This is a genomic window from Mycoplasma sp. 4404 (assembly GCF_034863325.1).
Classification (GTDB): Bacteria; Bacillota_I; Bacilli_A; order Mycoplasmatales; family Metamycoplasmataceae; genus Mycoplasmopsis.
Window position 1 is genome coordinate 369,624 of the sequence record NZ_JAYFFE010000001.1, and the last position, 17,272, is coordinate 386,895.

Annotated in this window: 17 protein-coding genes and 1 tRNA gene; 9 read left to right on the forward strand and 9 right to left on the reverse strand. The window is 27.5% G+C overall.

Features of this window, described 5'->3' with window-relative positions:
* The 7 genes from VBN07_RS01340 to VBN07_RS01370 form a co-directional block, all read right to left on the reverse strand.
* Positions 1–591 carry a diadenylate cyclase gene (locus tag VBN07_RS01340; RefSeq protein ID WP_257089643.1) on the reverse strand — a complete coding sequence of 197 codons (591 nt, stop codon included), beginning with the start codon at positions 589–591 and terminating at the stop codon, positions 1–3.
* Complete coding sequence (locus tag VBN07_RS01345; RefSeq protein WP_323176435.1) at positions 591–830, reverse strand: hypothetical protein; 240 nt, start codon at positions 828–830, stop codon at positions 591–593. Before VBN07_RS01345 ends, VBN07_RS01340 begins: the two co-directional genes overlap by 1 nt.
* Before the next feature lie 265 nt (positions 831–1,095).
* Positions 1,096–2,355 (reverse strand): cell division protein FtsZ, encoded by a 1,260-nt coding sequence (locus tag VBN07_RS01350; protein WP_323177528.1) that lies wholly within the window; start codon positions 2,353–2,355, stop codon positions 1,096–1,098.
* Positions 2,356–2,366: 11 nt separating this feature from the next.
* On the reverse strand, positions 2,367–3,584 hold the full coding sequence (locus VBN07_RS01355; RefSeq protein ID WP_323177529.1) for an MAG3720 family protein: 1,218 nt from the start codon (positions 3,582–3,584) through the stop codon (positions 2,367–2,369).
* A gap of 10 nt (positions 3,585–3,594) precedes the next feature.
* Positions 3,595–4,503 (reverse strand): 16S rRNA (cytosine(1402)-N(4))-methyltransferase RsmH, encoded by a 909-nt coding sequence (gene rsmH, locus VBN07_RS01360; RefSeq protein ID WP_323177530.1) that lies wholly within the window; start codon positions 4,501–4,503, stop codon positions 3,595–3,597.
* Positions 4,490–4,924 (reverse strand): cell division/cell wall cluster transcriptional repressor MraZ, encoded by a 435-nt coding sequence (locus VBN07_RS01365; RefSeq protein ID WP_323177531.1) that lies wholly within the window; start codon positions 4,922–4,924, stop codon positions 4,490–4,492. Before VBN07_RS01365 ends, rsmH begins: the two co-directional genes overlap by 14 nt.
* A gap of 504 nt (positions 4,925–5,428) precedes the next feature.
* Entirely contained in the window at positions 5,429–6,640 is a 1,212-nt protein-coding gene (locus tag VBN07_RS01370; RefSeq protein WP_323177532.1) for a hypothetical protein, read from the reverse strand.
* 168 nt (positions 6,641–6,808) lie between these two features.
* Between VBN07_RS01370 and VBN07_RS01375 the strand changes: the two genes are divergently transcribed.
* The gene (locus VBN07_RS01375) at positions 6,809–7,996 is read left to right on the forward strand and encodes a phosphopentomutase (RefSeq protein WP_257089628.1); all 1,188 of its coding nucleotides are present in this window, start codon (positions 6,809–6,811) and stop codon (positions 7,994–7,996) included.
* Between the two features lie 438 nt (positions 7,997–8,434).
* Positions 8,435–8,785, forward strand: a complete 351-nt coding sequence (locus tag VBN07_RS01380; RefSeq protein ID WP_257089626.1) for a hypothetical protein — start codon at positions 8,435–8,437, stop codon at positions 8,783–8,785.
* Positions 8,786–9,405: 620 nt separating this feature from the next.
* Here VBN07_RS01380 and VBN07_RS01385 read toward each other — a convergent pair.
* On the reverse strand, positions 9,406–9,729 hold the full coding sequence (locus tag VBN07_RS01385; RefSeq protein WP_323177533.1) for a hypothetical protein: 324 nt from the start codon (positions 9,727–9,729) through the stop codon (positions 9,406–9,408).
* An 864-nt stretch (positions 9,730–10,593) separates the two neighbouring features.
* Positions 10,594–11,451, reverse strand: coding sequence for an MAGa3780 family membrane protein (locus VBN07_RS01390; protein ID WP_323177534.1), 858 nt, complete (start codon positions 11,449–11,451; stop codon positions 10,594–10,596).
* A 130-nt stretch (positions 11,452–11,581) separates the two neighbouring features.
* Here VBN07_RS01390 and VBN07_RS01395 point away from each other — a divergent pair.
* The 7 genes from VBN07_RS01395 to VBN07_RS01425 all read left to right on the forward strand — a co-directional run bounded on the left by VBN07_RS01395 (position 11,582) and on the right by VBN07_RS01425 (position 17,262).
* A tRNA-Arg gene (locus tag VBN07_RS01395) sits at positions 11,582–11,658 on the forward strand.
* A 109-nt stretch (positions 11,659–11,767) separates the two neighbouring features.
* The gene (locus VBN07_RS01400; protein WP_323177535.1) at positions 11,768–13,573 is read left to right on the forward strand and encodes an ABC transporter ATP-binding protein; all 1,806 of its coding nucleotides are present in this window, start codon (positions 11,768–11,770) and stop codon (positions 13,571–13,573) included.
* 15 nt (positions 13,574–13,588) lie between these two features.
* Positions 13,589–15,466, forward strand: coding sequence for an ABC transporter ATP-binding protein (locus tag VBN07_RS01405; protein ID WP_323177536.1), 1,878 nt, complete (start codon positions 13,589–13,591; stop codon positions 15,464–15,466).
* 114 nt (positions 15,467–15,580) lie between these two features.
* The gene (locus VBN07_RS01410) at positions 15,581–16,258 is read left to right on the forward strand and encodes a hypothetical protein (RefSeq protein ID WP_323177537.1); all 678 of its coding nucleotides are present in this window, start codon (positions 15,581–15,583) and stop codon (positions 16,256–16,258) included.
* An 84-nt stretch (positions 16,259–16,342) separates the two neighbouring features.
* Positions 16,343–16,633 carry a hypothetical protein gene (locus VBN07_RS01415; protein ID WP_323177538.1) on the forward strand — a complete coding sequence of 97 codons (291 nt, stop codon included), beginning with the start codon at positions 16,343–16,345 and terminating at the stop codon, positions 16,631–16,633.
* 44 nt (positions 16,634–16,677) lie between these two features.
* Complete coding sequence (locus tag VBN07_RS01420; RefSeq protein WP_323177539.1) at positions 16,678–16,947, forward strand: HU family DNA-binding protein; 270 nt, start codon at positions 16,678–16,680, stop codon at positions 16,945–16,947.
* Between the two features lie 3 nt (positions 16,948–16,950).
* Positions 16,951–17,262, forward strand: a complete 312-nt coding sequence (locus VBN07_RS01425; protein WP_323177540.1) for a hypothetical protein — start codon at positions 16,951–16,953, stop codon at positions 17,260–17,262.
* Positions 17,263–17,272 lie beyond the last annotated feature (10 nt).

Sequence of the window (17,272 nt, forward strand, 5' to 3'; positions counted from 1 at the left end):
TTACTCACTTAAGTACTTAATTAAATCTTCTTGGAAATGATCTAATTCAGTATCTATCATTGCTCCGTTTTTGATGATTTTAATTTGTCCATTTTCTTCTGAAACTACAATTGTAGTTGCATCTGATTGTTCAGAAATTCCCAAAGCAGCTCTATGTCTTGAGCCATAATTAGCTTCAAAACTTCTTTTTGTTATTTTGTAAAATGTAGCTGCATAGTAGATTTTGTTATCTCTAATAACCACAGCACCATCGTGCAATGGAGATGTTTTATTAAAAATCGAAATAAGCAAACTGCTTGAAATGTTTGCGTTAACAACAACACCATCAGTTCTTAAGTTATCAATGTTGTCATTGTTTTCAATCGTAATAAGAGCACCAATTTTGTTTTTTGATAAGTAATCAACTGTTTCTCTTAATTGGTTAATTAAACGAATTTGACTACTTTTTCCTAATTTTTCATATTTTGATTTTCTGATTTTATTTCCAACAAATGTAGAAATCATTGGTTTTAAGAAGTAACCCAAAAGTCCTAGGATTGCTATAAAAGTTAAGCAGCCTATAACTAATGAAATGATTGCAACAACATTCATTATGCACCTTTAACAAAATATGCGATTAGGATGATTAGCACCATTACAAGTAATGTGAAAACTATTCCAAGAATGTTAAAAGTCAAATCTTTTTTGTATCAAGGAAGAGCTTTTTGTGATTTTTTGTGTTCTAAAGCTTCTTTTTCTGCTTGCGCTTTAACACGAGCGTTATTTATCTCATTTTTTCTAAATTCAACTAAGTCAATGAATTTTCTTTTTTCTTTAGTTTTCTTATCCATATTGACTCCTTTTGTATATTTACTTTTTTAATTTATATAATTTTAAATTGTTTTTTTTAAAAATAAAATTTTTAAACTAGTTAAATAAGCATTACAGAAAGTAGTTTTAGTTAATTGACAAATTAATTTTTGATTTTGATATCAACTAAATTAGCTAATTTTAAATTATGCAATTGCAAAAATTGCATAAAAAAACAGTTCTTTAGAACTGTGAAAAATTAGCATATTTTTGTGATTAAAATATTCTTCAAAGACATCGATTATTTTAATTAAATCATACCTTTGTTTTTGAATCATCTACTTCATTTTCGTTTGGAATATTGAAGTAGTTTAATAATTCTATAGAAGGATTTTCTTTTGATGTATCTGCAGCATCTTCTTCAACTTTAAGAATTTCTGTATCTTGAGTTTGTAACTTGATTTCTTGTTCAATAATAGCTTGGGCATCTTCAAGAATAATTGTGTCTTGTCTGATGTCTTCTAGCTCATTGATTTGTTCTATAACTTCAACTTTTTCTTCTTGCACATAGATGTTTTTGTTAACTTGCTCATCTTCACCTGAACCAATTACAGTGATTTTGAAAAATCCTGCATTGTGTGGTGTATTGATAATTTCTTGACCTATTTTGATAGCTTCTGATTCATTAGCTTCATCGATGTTTAGTTTTTTGTAAACACCCATAATTGCTTCTTGAATTTGAGCTGATGTCGTATTCTGGTCATATTGCAAGTTAATTAATAATCTCGAAGGTGCAAATAATGGATAATCATAATAGTTTGGTTCAAAAAGCTTGTTAAGCGCTTTTGAAACTTTTGATTCTCCTGAACCTTGTGTAACGTTAATGATTGATTTACCTGAATTTGTCAATGCATTTTTAAAATCAGCAAAGTCAATGTTGATAAATCCTACTTTGTTTAAAATGTCATTAATTGCAACTACAATATTTTTTAAACTTACGTTAGCTAATCTGTATAAGTCTGCACTCGGAACTGATGGGTTCAATTCTGAAATTTTTTGGTTTGATAAAACTAAATATGCGTCTGTATTTTGTTTAAGATTTTCAATACCATTTGTAGCTATTTTATTTCTTGCTTTACCTTCATATGCGAATGGTGTAGAAATGATACCTAATACTAATGCACCTTGCTCCTTGGCAATTTGAGCAATTAATGGTGCTGCTCCAGTACCTGTTCCACCACCAAATCCAGCAGTTACTATTACAATTTTTGAACCGCTTAATTTTTCTTTAATATCTTCAATACTTTCTTTAGCAAGTTCTAATCCAAGTTCTGGATTTGAACCGGCACCAAAACCATTGTTACTTTTTCCAAGAGTTAATTTATTTTCGCATTTACTGTATTCTAATGCTTGAGAATCTGTGTTTGCAGCTATGTAATTGATGTTTGGCAAATTTTCATCAATCATCATATTTACTGCATTATTTCCTGCACCACCAACGCCAATGATGGTGATTTTAAAGTTCTCTCATTTTTTATATGGACTATTTTGGGTTAATTGATCCATTTTTTAACTCCTTATTTATGGTTAAAAAGGTTTGTAAAGATTCTTGCAAAGATATTTCTTTTTGATCTTGAATAATCTATTCTACTAATAATAGTGTTGTTTCGATCCTTTTCAATAAGCATATTGTTACTTTGTAAAATAGCTTGCTGAATTAATTTGTTTTCTAAAGTAAATAAAGTAAAAACGTTGTCAGCTAATAAATTTTGAACACGTAGCTGATTGAAATTGTTGCTAAATGATTCTTTTAAATCATTTGCGATAAATTCATTTTCTGAATTTACAATTAAGCTTTTTAAGTTTGGTAAATCTAAATGTTTTCTATTTAGATTGTAAAAATCTAAAACTAAGTTTGATAAGTGTTTTTTAAATTCATTGTATTTTGCTACAACAAATTTGTAAACTTCAGCATCTTCATCAAATCCATTTGAAAATTCATCTAATCTTGTGTGGTAATCAATCATATTGGCAACTAGTTGATTATTTACCTTAAGATGATTTGCTAATTTATTAACTAAGTAATTTAATGAAATATTGTCATATTTTTTGTAGTTGAAAATTTTTCCATTTTTAACAACAAAAAGTGATAAATAATTTTTGTTTAAGTCTACAGCAATGCTTTGAACAGCTGTATCTGTAATTTTACTTGCAACTAATTGTGACTTAAGATAGAAAGTAACTCTTAAGTTTGTTCCTGAATAAGGTTTAGTGAACATTTCTTTTAATGTTTCTAAGTTTGTTCTATCTAAACCTGTGTCAAATAATGAAAATACCTGACTAATTTTTGTGTACTCTCTATCTGTAGGTACATTTGCATATTCTTTGCTAATATCACCTTTAACTGTTGTTCAGTTAATTGTTGGTGAAGAAATGAAATTCTCTAAGTTTGAGAATTTAATGTGTTTTTGCATTAAGTTTTCAAGTGATTTTTCAACCTCTGAAGAGTTAATTAGATTGTTGTTATTATCTAATTGGTTGATAAATCTTGAAAATGATAAGTTTTCAAATAAATTGTCATCAAAAATTACATTTAGCTCTAGCTCACTATCATTTACAACTGTTTTTGTTGCTACAGCAGATTGCTGATATCACGCATCAAAAGTTATAATGTCAAATGAGTTATATTCTGAAGTACGACTTAAAACATTGAAGTAATTATCATTTTGATATTTAACAAGTACAAATTCTGCATTTGTATCTGTTATATGATAGTTTGCTATGTACTTGCTCATAATTACTCCTTTATTTTAATTTTTTAATAATTCTTAGTTTTGCACTTCTTGATCTATTGTTTTCTTCAATTTCTTGTCTAGAAGCTTTGATTGATTTAGTTATAAATTCTTTTTGTTCTTGAATTGGCATTTTTGATGGTATTTTAGATTTGGAAACTTCTGCAAATGCATTTTTTACCATTTTATCTTCGATAGAATGGAATGTAATAATGCTTAAAGTTCCATTTGTATCTAACATACCAAGTGCATTTTCAAGTAATTGTTTTAATGAATCAAGTTCATTGTTAACTTCAATTCTGATTGCTTGAAAAATTGCTTTAGCTGGATTTTTTTCTCTAAGTAATGCGGCTGGATATGCACTTTTTATGACATTAACTAACTCTAATGTAGTATTAATTGGACGATTATTACAAATGGCCTTCGCAACTTTTTTATTAAGTTTTACATCAGCGTATTTTCATAATATATCAGCCAATTTATCTTCATCATAGTAGTTAACTACATAATAAGCATCAAGTTCTTGCGCTTGATTCATACGCATATCAAGTTTTGCATCCTTGTTATATGAGAATCCACGTTCTGCTTGATCGATTTGTGGTGATGAAATTCCTAAGTCAGCAATAATTCCATTGACTTTAAAGATATTTTGTTCGTGTAATTTTGAAACAAAATCTTTAAAGTCACTTTTAATAAGTGTGAAATCATTACTTATTTTTTCAAGTCTTACTTTTGATTGTTCTAAAGCGTAATCATCTTTATCAAAAGCATATAAGTGACCTGTTGTAAGTTTTTTTAATATCTCCGATGAGTGACCACCCATTCCTACAGTTAAATCAACATAAATTCCATCTGGTTTTATATCCAGTGAATCTACTGTTTCGTTTAATAGAACTGAATAATGTAATTTACTTTGTTCCATGACCTGAAAGGGTTTGAGCGATATTTGCTATATCATCAAGAGAGTATTGATAGTTGAATTCATCGTATTTTTCTTTTGATCATAGTTCAGCAATTGAACCTACACCAATGAAAATAACTTCTTTTTTGATGGATAGTTTCTCAATGATAATTTTTGGTAATGAGATACGGTTTTGATTATCAAGGTCGATTTCGTAAGTGTTTCCTAAAATGTATCTTGCAAGAATACGTGCATTTCTATCAAAACGATTATTTTCTTCAATCATTCTGATGTAAGCTTTGTATTCTTCGATTGATCTAATTTCAGCATTACCATCAAAACCGATGGTAACAAAAACTTTCGAACCGAGTTCATCTCTGAAGACCGGTGGAATGACCACACGGTTCTTATCATCTATGTTTCTTGAGTATTCGCCGTACATATTTACCACTTCCTCCCACTATCCACCATAATTCTACACCAAATTACACAAGCATTCAAAAAATATTTATTTTTTTACCAAAATTTTTTAGATTTTTCATAAATGTGAAAAATTCAAAAAAATCAGACTTACCAAAATCTGATTTTTTTGAATTTTTGATAGTTTTTATGGAAAAAGTGCTCTTTTTCCATTTTTTACTAATTTAATAAATTAAATTAATTAAGCAAAATTGATGAAAATTAGTCAAAATTTGCAAATATTTGAAAAATTAGTGGGAGGAATTTTAAGAAAAAAATATTCAGCTTAATAATAAGTCGTGATTTTCATGGAAAATTGAAAAAAATTCTGATAATTTGCTCGATTTTTCTCAATGAATTTAACTTGCTTTAAATGAATCATAAATAACTCTTTGAAAAAGTTTAAAAAAGAAAGTTTAAGGTCGTATTTTTTAATTTTTGATAAAAAAACCTGCGCAATAAAATTGTGCAGGACTTTGAATTATTATTAATTTGTTGGAGCAGTTAATTCGTTTGAAGATGAGTTTGCAGCTTGTTGCTTTTTACGTTCCTCTTCTTCTCTTTTTGCTACTAATTCATTGATTTTGTTATCTAAGTAATTATCTATTTGATGAACATATTCATTAGTTTCAAAATCAATTCTACCGTCATAGTATGCAGTTAAATCAATCTCTTTAAGTGAAACTTTAGATAATTGAACACTCATTTCCCTATATGTATCTAAAGGTTTTTTGATGATATTATCCTTAATCATATTTGTATGTTCACCATCTAACAACTCGTTAAATTCATATGTCTTATAGAATGAAGAATAAATTTTTCTAACAATATCATTAATTGAATAATTTACAACTGCGATCATATTTAAGTTGTAGTTCAAAATGAATTTAATCTTTTCAATTATAGGTGCATATTCAGCCTCTTTTGGATTATTAATTAATGAAGCCGAATATAAATTAGCTTGACTTAATAACATATTGTTATATTCATTGAATTTTTCCTGTTCATCTTTCTTTTGTAAGTCTTTAAGAATTTTGTGTGAATATTTCTTTTGCTTGATTTCTTCGTTAATTCGATCAAATTGAGCTTTGTTTTCAGGATTATTAGGAAAAACTGCATCAATGTTCTCTTGATTATTTAAAAATTTAGAAACAACATAAAGGTTATTTGCAATGTTATTAATTAACTCTGTTGCTTTTGAACTTTGGATATTTGTATTTACATATTCATTTATTAAATCACTAACTTCAGTAACATAGTTTCATTCTCTTGGATTTATACCGTAAATATATAAATAAAGTCCTAGAACAGGAAATTCATCAGAACTTGCTAAAGTTGGTTCTTTTCTAAAAAGATCTGCTTGTGTATTAACTTGATTAATTTTAGCTTTAATTGTAGCTGTTCATTTTTCATATTCAATAGCAGCGAATGTTTCGCCTTCATCTCTTTTTTTAGCTAATCTTTCTTTAACAACTTTATATGAATCATTTGCATTTTGCACAGCTTTTAATAAGTAGAATAACTCAGTTTGGTTTTCATTATTTACTTTATTTTCAAGATATTTTGTAAGTTCATCAAATCTAGAAACTTGATATTCAAAGTCATCTACTGAACCACAAGAAACTGATGCAACAATAGGAAAAGCAACAACTGGAGTTGCTAATAATGATAAAAATAATTTATTTCTCTTTTTTAACATAATTTTAAATTGTATATTATTTGAAATTTAATTTAAATAAATTAAAGTTTTGATCGCTTATATTAAAAACATGATTTAAGTAAAATAAATTAGATAAATAAAATTAAAAAAAGGAATAAAATATAAGCATATTTCATTATTACAGTTTTTTATATAAGGAGATTAAATATGGCTAAATTTAAACGTGTTTTTATGATTGTTACAGATGGTTTAGGAATCGGACCAGATAAAGATCAAAAACGTTTTGGAGATGATGGTGCAAACTCAATTAGATCTGCATCAATGGTTGATGAATTTAAAATTGACACTTGAAGAAAATTAGGTATTGGAAACATTACAGACTTAAATGGTGACTACAGACAAAAAAACCAAATGGGTTATGTTGCTAAAATCCAAGAAGTTTCAAATGCTAAAGATACATTAGCAGGACACTGAGAAATGATGGGAATTAAAACTTTAGTTCCATTTCCTACATTTGCAGAAAACGGATTCCCACAAGAATTAATCGACGAATTATCAAAAGCATTTGATGGACGTCCAATTGTCGGAAACAAAGCTGCATCAGGAACAGATATTATTAATGAATTAGCACATGAAGAAAAAGAACGTGGAGCAATCATTGTTTATACATCAAATGACTCAGTTCTTCAAATTTGTGCTCATGAAGAATGAACAGGTTTAGATAACTTATACAAATATGCAAAAGCTGCACGTGAAATTTGTTCATCACGTCCAGAATGAAACGTAGGTAGAATTATTGCTCGTCCATACATTGGAGAAGAGGGTAACTACACAAGAACATTCAACAGACATGACTACGCAAACCAACCACGTGAAATGATTTTAAATGAATTACAAAAAGCAGGTGTTGAAGTTATTTCTATCGGTAAAATTAACGACATTTTCGTTGGACAAGGTATCTCAAGACACATTCCATCCGGTTCAGATGAAAAAGGAATGGATGCTACAATTGAATTAGCTATGCAAGATGGAGAAAATCAATTTATCTTCACAAACTTAGTTCAATTCGACTCACACTTTGGACACAGAAGAAATGTTCGTGGATACGCACAAAACATTGCTGACTTAGACGTTAAATTAGGAAAATTAATCAACGTTCTTAAAGAAGATGATTTATTAATCATGACAAGTGACCACGGAAACGACCCTCTTTACCCTGGATTCAACCACACAAGAGAATACTTACCACTTACAGTTTACTCTAAATCATTCAAATCACCAAAAGTGTTACCAGTTCTTGAAGGATTAGGAACAACAGGAAACATTGTCGCTAGAAACTTTGGTGTTGATATTGTTACTGAAACAGGTGAAGATATTTTCGACAAATTGGTATAGTATTTATTCAACTCATCAAGCTTATGCTTGATGTTTTTTTATTTCAAAATTTATCTAAAATACAAAGAAATATGTAAATTTTTCACACTAAATTGCAGTTTTTTATGTTTTTCTTTCCATTTTTTTTTTTTTTTTAGAATAAGGGTTAGAAAGGGTGAAATTATTTAGTTCATAAGACCAAAAAATACACAAGAATATAACATTCCATTCTCCACAACTCAATTATTCATTTTGTTTAGATTTAAAAAAAATGATTTTCATTAAACGCCCATCTAATTAATTAATCTATCAATTATTAATTATTAAAGTTAATCTTAACTAATTGAATATAAATATTTTTCTAAGTTTCACAAGTAATCAATTGAGCTAAAATAATTTCATTCTTTCTAAATGTCAATATTTAAATTTAAAAATTACACAAAAGGATTAAAAATAAATATGCAAAAGAAATTTTTATCATTACCTATATTAGTATTATCAATTTTAAATAGCATTTTAATCTTTGTTTTAATCGGATTAGCTGCAGCAGCAGCAGTAGCCGCAGGTGCAGCAACTAGTGTTGGTGCTGATGCAGCCGCTGCTGGAGTTGTTGGTGCCGGTGTAGGTACGATTCTTGTTTCACTTTTAATGAGTGGAGTTAGTTTAGCTGTATTTATTATGCAAATCATTGCTACTATTAGAATTAAGAGCGAAAATACAACAATTATGGTTTTATATATCGTTGGATTTTTCTTCCCAATTTGTACTATAATTGCAGCAAGTATGGCTATTTACAAAAAATTATACTAATATTAAATTTATAAAATCAAATATAAAAATAGAGAATAATACAAAAGTTCTCTATTTTTAATCTGACTGTTTTCAAAGTTAGAAAATCCTCAATTAAAAACTAAGTAATTGATTCAAATTGGTGTAATTTAATAGCGAAAAATGTAAATTTTTCACATTTTTTCACATTAAATCAAAGTTTTTTAACTTTTTCTTTTCTTTTTTTTTTTTTTTTTAGAATAAGAAGTGGGAGGAATAAAACTATTAAAAAATAATATCCTAATATGTATCATAATACCAAGATTTTTTCCATTTTATTACTTACAGTAAATTACCATTTATCTTTGTTAATATTTCATTGAATCATTTTATAACGATAGTGCTATCTAACAATAACAGTAATTAAAAAATAACAACTTCATTATAAATTGCATAATGTAATGTTTCAAAAAGTCACTTCCAACATCCAATAATCAGTGATTTCTTTCACTTGTGTATGATTATTAAATTCAATATTTATTATAATTTAAAGATAGATGCATGTGATTTAGTTCAATGTTTTAAATAGTTCAATAATAAACAATTAGTTTTACTCCTTCAAAATCTAAAAGTTTTGATTTAAGCAAACTTTATAAAAAGGATTACTTCAATATGCAAAAGAAATTTTTATCAGTTCCAATATTAGTTTTATCAATTTTAACAATGGTGTTTGCTTCAATATATTTTATAGCAGCTTCTTTAACTCCCATATTATTAAACGAAGTTTCTAAAGATAAAGAAGAGGTAGCAATCATTGCCGTAATTATTAGCATCATAAGTCTTATGCCTGCTATGGGATTAGGGTTTGCTCTATTTATTACATGCATTGTGGGTGCAGTTAGAATCTCTAAATGTAATAAAGCTACGATGATCTTATATATTATAGGTCTATGTTTACCAGCTCTTTTAATACTTCTTTCTTTCATCGGTTCAATTATAGCCATTGCTAAAAAACAATATTAATATAAAAATTTATAAACTTAATATCAAAAATTGAGAACAATAAAATGTTCTCTATTTTTGTTTCATTTTTTTCTATAAATGATCTGATCATTATTAATGAATTAGGATGTTGCGAATTTTTCTATGTTTTATATATGAAATTTTAACCATTTTATAAATAACAAAAATACTTATGACATAACCTTGCATTTACTAATATAGACAAAAAACAGTATATAAATTCAAAAATGATGGTGCTATTACTATGACAATTGATGAATTAATTAACAAAGATCAAATTTTGCATCAAAAATAAAAACAGTTACTGATTTTATAGTAAGGATAATACCAACATTTAGATTTACAAAAGATGTAGATGTATCAACAAAAATTAACCCAGAAGACATTAATATAGACACAGATATTTCAATTTATCAAAGTAATGATTCATTACCAGAAGTTCAAAAATTCTACAATATCTCATATAAAGCTACAAAAGAAGATATAGATGGAGATGGTGAAAATGCATTTTATATCTATACAACACTTACATCTAAAGAAGATACAAGAATAAAACTTGTACTAATACTCACCACAGTAATTAGTGATTATGTGGAATAACAATATATTAAAAAGAGAAACAAAAAATAAAGTGTAAGAATTGTACATTATTGTCGAATTGTAAAGTGAGTCAAAATAAGGTGCACTTCTTTTTTAATCTAGTTTTTTACTTAATGTACAAAATACATCAAAAACAATTGAAATTCATCTATTTTTTTCTTTTATCACTTAATGCAAGCCTCAAAAATAAAAACACCACATATAAATTTGTGATGTTTCGGATGCTGTTAACGTCTAATTCAATCTACTTTGTCAGTTGTTTTAGTTGCGAATTTAATTCTCAATACTTTCGCTCATAAATAACCGATTGATGGAGTTAAAACAAATCCTACTCCAAAAATAACAAAGTTTAACAGACACACAATCGCTACATTTCCTCCTTTATAAAATAAAGGTTCACGGAAGTTTAAGAAACCATATATAGTCATATCAAGTTCTTTTGTCAATCTATTTCCGTTCTTAAGCTCAACATCTTTAAATTGATCATAAATTGGTGTTGACATGAAGAATGTAATTAAAGCAAAGAAGTAGTAACATAACATTGTTATAATACTTAAATAAACAGTTTTCTTTGAAATTTGAATTTCTTTACGATTTATGATTAAAATCACAAATCCTAAAATTGGTGACACTGCGTGAATTATGAACGTGTTAAAAAAGTAAAGTGGTTTAAATTCTTTTAATTCAGGTACAAAGATTAATGTTCAATATATTAAGAATGTAATTGAAATGTAAATAATTGACAAGAAGAAAGTTTGTTGTGCTTTATGATTTTTCATTTTTAATGCAAATATAACTGCAGATATTGCTAAAAATGTATTACTAAGTCACGTAAATGTCAAATTAACTCTTCAAAATGATTGAAGCATTTTGTAACCGTGAATACTTGATCTATTTAGGAGTTCAGATTTAGCTTCATCTGATAAAGTTATTAATTCTTGTGAAATTTTTGTTGAAGTTAAATGTCAGTTTATTAGTGTTGCTAATATGATGACAAATACAATACCAATTGCTAAAAAGAATGATATTTTTTGTCTTGTTGTTAGAGAAGAAAAATTCTCTTTTGTTGTTTTAATTATTTTCATAGTTTCATTATATAAAAATAAGAAAGACAACTTAGATTTATTTTTGTCTTTCTTATAATCTTAATTTGATAAATAAAATTAAATTTTTATTCTTTGAATTAACAAAAATAATGTAAAATAGTTTTAGCGTGGTCGCGTAGCTCAGCTGGATAGAGCACGAGCCTTCTAAGCTTGTGGTCGGAGGTTCGAATCCTCTCGTGATCGCCATTTTTTTTATACCTTTTTTTGACCCTTATAAATAATTGAAGATATAAAAATTAAAAATATATATAATGTATGCATTATATATAAGACAAATTAATGAAAGGAGTAAGTTATGTATAAGATGTTCAAAATTTTGCCATTTAACATTAAAATGAGATTTTTCATTGGTATCATCATTGTTATTTTAAATGTTGCTTGCACAATGATTTTGCCAATTGTGCTTAGTCAATTCTTACCTTTACTTACAAAAGGTAGTCAAGAAATATACACAATTACAATTTTTAAGAACTTACAATTGTATGAATCATCAAGCTGAACTAATGCATTTGTATTCTTATTAATTTCAATCTTAGTATTACTTGCACTTACAGCAATAACTGCTATAGCTTCAACTATGATAATCATCGGAGCTGGCGAGAGAGCTTCGAATTTTTATAGAAATGCTTTATTTGCTAAATATCAAAAACTTAGTCTCAAAGATATTTCTAATTTAACAACCGAAAGTTTAATAACAAGAATCAATGATGATGTTGCTGTCTTTTGAGATTTCTTAGTCGGTGCATCAACGTCACTTGTTAAAGCACCATTATTTATTATTGTTGGATTAGTATTTGCTTTTGCAACAGATTTAGAATTCACTTACTCGATTTTAGCCGTTATACCTTTACTTCTTTTTGTTATGGTATTTATATTCATTAAGGTAAACCCTAAACTTAAACAAAACAGAAAAAATCTTGATGCAATTACAAAAGAAGTTGACGAAACTGTAAATGGTGCTAGATTTATAAAAGCAAATAATTTACAAGAACAACAAAAAAGAAAATTCAATCACGCTAATAATCAATGAGTAAAAACTGAAAAGAATATTTTTAAATTCTTTGCAATCGGAACACCTGCATTCTTTGGAATTGTTAACTTTATTGTTGTCTTAATTTACGCAATAGGAAAAGTTAAATTAGACCAAAACCCAAGCATTGATGGTGAGTTTATCGCAAAGATTAATGTGTTCATCGAATATGAATTTGTTATAGCTGGTGGAATTATTTTATTCTCACAATTCTTAGGTTCTATGTTTAGAGCAAAAATTAGTTCAGGTAGAATAGTTCAAGTTTTAGATGCTAAATATGATGATTTATTTGTTCCAAATGGAAAAATAATTTCACAAACTAATGATGTAACTGATTATTCGGTTGAGTTTAAAAATGTTAACTTCAAATACTTTGATACAGCTGAAGATTATGCAATTAAAAACATTAACTTCAAAATTCCAGGTGGTAAAACTTTAGGAATTATCGGACCAACTGGTTCAGGTAAAAGTACAATTGTTAACTTACTTGTTAACAATATGAAATACATTCAAGAAAACGGAAATATCTTAATTAATGGTATTGAAGTCAGAGACATCAACACACATAACTTACACAAGAACGTAGCTATTGTTTACCAAGATGCGCTTTTATATTCAGGAACAATTAAATCAAACGTTTTATTTGCTAAACCTAATGCAACTAATGAAGAACTTCAAAAAGCTCTTGCGACATCTTGTGCAAGAAACTTTATTCAGACATTCGAGGATAGAGAAAATCACAAAGTCGAACAAAAAGGCAAAAACTTAAGTGGTGGTCAAAAGCAAAGAATCTCAATTGCAAGAAGTTTAATTATTGACCCCAAAATCTTAATTTTAGATGACTCAACTTCTGCTCTTGATAACTTAACCACAAAGCAACTTATTAAAAATATTAAAGAAAATTACTCTTGTACAACAATTATTATTTCTCAGAAAATTAACTCAATCAAGCATGCTGATAATATTTTAGTTCTTGAAAATGGAAAAATTCTTGACCAAGGAACTCACGAACAATTACTTAATTCTTGTCAATGATATAAAGATGTAGCAACTAACCAATTAGATCAATAGAAAGGAGGAGTAAATATGTCTGATTTAAGAGGAGAACAAAAAGAAATAGCTCAAGATTTACAAGCTAATGAGCAAGTTAAAGTGTTTAAAACACTTAAACAATTACTTTCGTACTTTTGTAGAAGTAAAAAAATATTATTTGTTGCTCTTTTATTTTCATTACTCAACTCTATTTTCTATATCATTGGTAGTTTCTTAATTGGAATAATCATACAAATCTTCTTTGAACCTTATCTTAATTCACAAACAACTTACCCTGATAAATTTAATTTAACCAACTTTATATTAATGCTATCTGCACTTACACTTACGTTTATCTTGTACGGTATTTGTAGATATGTAGAACAAAGGTTATATATCAAACTATCTTTTGAAGCTGGTGCAACGCTTAGAAAAGAACTGCTTGAAAAGATATTAAAAATGCCTGTTAGTTTTTATGATAAAAACAAAACAGGAGACTTGATATCAACTTTAATTGTTGATGTTAACAATACGGCTAACTCATTATTCCAAATGATGACACAAGTTGTAACAAGTATATTCAACATTTGTATAACAATTATTGTACTTATGTTAGTTTCATCACTTCTTACATTAATTGTTTTACCTGTTACACTGATTTTATTTGGATTAGTTTTCTTACTAATTAAAAAATCACAACCTTACTTTGTTAAAGTACAAAACTCATTTGGGAGACTTAACGCTTTTGTTGAAGAAATGTTAACAAATACAAAAGTAACTAACTCATTTGATAGACAAGCATACGTTTATAGTGAACTTGAAAAAATCACATATGATATTAGAAAAAGTGCTTACAAAGGTGATGTAATTGCTAAATCATTTGATATCTGATATACACTTATAGCAAACTTTGTTATCTTGCTTATCTCAGGTCTTGCTGCAATCTTTTATTTCAAACAAATATCTGTTTGAAACTTAATCGGACTTGGAGTTGACCAAAACGGAAATGCAACACCTGCATTTATTATCTTATTTATTTCGCTTAACTGAAACTTTATGGGACCTTTCCAAAACATCTTATCAAGTGCATTTAATGCACAAATTGGAATTGCATCTTCATCAAGAATTTTCAAACTTTTAGAAATTGCTGAACCTGATACATCAAATCAAATAATTGATATTAACTCAATTAAAGGACACGTTCAATTTGATAATGTATATTTCAAATACAATCCAGACAAGCTAGAATATCAACTAAAAGCAGCTTCATTCGATATTAAACCAGGTCAAGTTGTTGCGATTGTCGGTCCAACTGGTGCTGGTAAAACTACAATCATTTCTCTTTTATCTAAATATTATGATTACACTAAGGGTTCGATTAAAATTGATGGAAATGAACTTAGAAACATCAAAACAGATAAATTAAGAGATCATATGACAATTGTGCTTCAAGATTCGTTCTTATTTAATGAATCAATTAAAGATAACCTTAAAATGACGAATCCAAATGCAACTGATGAACAAATTATTCAAGCTGCCGAAATGACACATGCCCATCATTTTATTATGAATATGCCTCAAGGTTATGATACAATGATCGAAAACAATGGTGCTAACTTGTCACAAGGTCAAAGACAACTCCTTTCATTGACTAGAGCAATTCTTTCGAATAAAAACTTACTTATTTTAGATGAGGCCACTTCAAACATTGATTCAGCAACAGAACAAATCGTTCAAAAAGCTATGTGAGAGTTAATGAAAAATAAAACAACATTTGTTATTGCCCACCGTTTAAGCACAATTAAAAATGCTGATGTTATTATAGTTGTTAATAATGGACTTATTATTGAAAAAGGAACTCACAAAGAGTTATTAGATAAAAAAGGTTTCTACCATCAATTATATACATCACAATTTGAATTCGAAAATTAAGACAAATTCGCAAGCTAGAAGCTTGCTTTTTTTATGCGATTGATTAAGCTTAAAAAAGTTTAAAGTGGTGCTTATCAGTCAAAGGTTTTTATATTGCTCTATATAAGGAGAATTATGAGAACTTTTAAGATACCTAATGAAATAATGATTTGATTTGGAAGAAAAGAAAGTGCTTTTAACATTTACATCAATTTAATTAAACTCTTACTCACAAAGAAAGTGTCTGTAGTTAAAGCATATTTGTTTAAAAAGGAACTTAAAATTCCTAGAACAAGTTTCTATAGAGCTTTAAATGTCTTACAAGGCAAAGGACTAATAGAGTTTAAAGATGGTAATGTTTCATTAAAAAACACTTTTAATAACTCAAAAAGGTATTTTAGATTATCTAAAAAGTCTAATTTTTCAGCAATAACAAAATCAGAACCAAAGAAATTAGTTTTAGAAACTGCTTTGAATACATTTTTGCTAAATAAAGTTAATAGAACAAAAGTAAGTGTCGAAAATAAATGTAATGAACTAATACATTGAAACAATCGTAATACAAAATGTAGCTCTGAATGCTTACAGAGAACAAAAGTTTCAACGTACAAAATGACCTTTACTTACAATATTTTCAAATATTTAAACTTAAGTAAAAAGTTTATTTATAGATTTATCAAGCAAATTAAGGAAAGTTTTAATTCACTACAAACATCTATTAACTCTAAATTCAAAAGATTATCAATCAATAAGCAGTTAAAAACATATCAAATTTGAACTGTTAAGACAGCTTCTGCTAATTGCTTTGCTTAATTAGGTATCTAATTTAGTTTTTCATATTCAAATATATATACAAATAAGCACTTATTAGTTTTATAACGCAAAAGGAGTACAAAAATGTTTAACCTTACATATGTTGGTATCTCTTTAGTAGCTATTCTTGTTTTGATTGGAATATTTTTACTAGTTAGCTTCTTATTGAAGAAAAGACAAAGAAAAGATAGTCCAGAAAATTATTTAGCATCTCTTAAAAAAGAATTAATCATCAAAGTAGCTAAAAATATAGATGAAAACTATATGGACTTAATCAGAGACATTGAAGAATGCTCTTCAGTTGATGAAGCTTTCGAAATGAAAAAGACAATTAAAGAAGCTATCAAAGAACAAAGAAAACAAAAACAATCTTAAAAATAAACATTTAAAAGTAAGTGTTTATTTAAAAAGGAGACAAAATGTCTAAAGAATTAATAAAAAAATTAGCAAATAAAACATCAAAAAGTCATAAATTTACAAAAATGTTTGTAAAAGAATTTATTGAATTGCTCAAAGAAGAATTAAAGGAAAATCACAGAGTAAATTTACCAGGTTTTGGAACATTTAAATCATTACCACAATGATACGGTCCGAACTTTCCTTTACCAAATTGAGAAAAAGTGGAGTATCAGAAGATTTGTTTTAAAGCATCTAAAGGTTTCAAAAAATATATTAACGAACAGGAATAATATATGTTTTATTTAGAAAAAACACAAAGTTCTTCAGGTTCAGACCAATTAAAATCTCTATCAGATAATTTCATTAATACAGCAATGCCTATCTTACAAATAGCATTCATCTTATGTACTCTTGCTATTATGGTTGCTTTCGCATGATTTGCTATTCGGTTTGCTTTAGGTGTTAATGTTGAGAAAAACAAAAAATTAATGAAATACTCTGCTATTGGTCTATTCTTACTTTGGTTTACATTTGTGATTTTATTACCATTAATTTTTGCTACAGCATCAGGGACATCAATAACTTTAGACCCATCGGCCAGTTAAGTTAGAAACT